The following is a 515-nucleotide window of genomic DNA, read 5'->3' on the forward strand; positions in this document are numbered from 1 at the left end:
ATCAACGTTGCCATTCCAATCAATGAACAATGATAGTGCAGTGCCGGGTCTCAACAGACGTGATGCAGAAGATCTCATCGTTCGTATTCCGTCACTTCAGGAGCAAAATTCAATTGCCGATGTCCTCGGCGCCTTGGATGACAAGATTGCAGCGAATCAGCGGGTTATTCAGCTGTCTGAGCAGTTGGCAATGACCTTTTACCGAAGCACGGAAAAATCGGAATCGTCGCTGACTTTCGCTGATGTTGCCGGAATTTACGGTGGCGGAACGCCATCCACAAAGAATCCTGATTTTTGGGATGGCGAAATCAGGTGGGCGACTCCAACAGATATCACAGCATTAAAAGGTCCTTGGTTATGCGGAACTGCACGTTCAATTACTGAGGAGGGATTATCGAAAAGCTCAGGTTCGCTCCATCCTGAAGGTTCAATCTTGATGACTTCGCGAGCAACGATTGGGCATGTGGCATTCATTGATGCTCCTACTACAACCAATCAAGGCTTCATCAACCTCG

General features: G+C 48.0%; 1 protein-coding gene. It reads left to right on the forward strand.

Annotation, left to right across the window (positions count from 1 at the left end; translation table 11 throughout):
* Nucleotides 1–22 precede the first annotated feature (22 nt).
* Nucleotides 23–515 (forward strand): restriction endonuclease subunit S (locus tag BKN05_RS12390; RefSeq protein ID WP_286688772.1); only part of this gene is annotated, 493 nt, incomplete at its 3' end.

The sequence above is a fragment of the Corynebacterium sp. S5S1 genome (assembly GCF_001913985.1).
GTDB classification, from domain to species: domain Bacteria; phylum Actinomycetota; class Actinomycetes; order Mycobacteriales; family Mycobacteriaceae; genus Corynebacterium; species Corynebacterium marquesiae.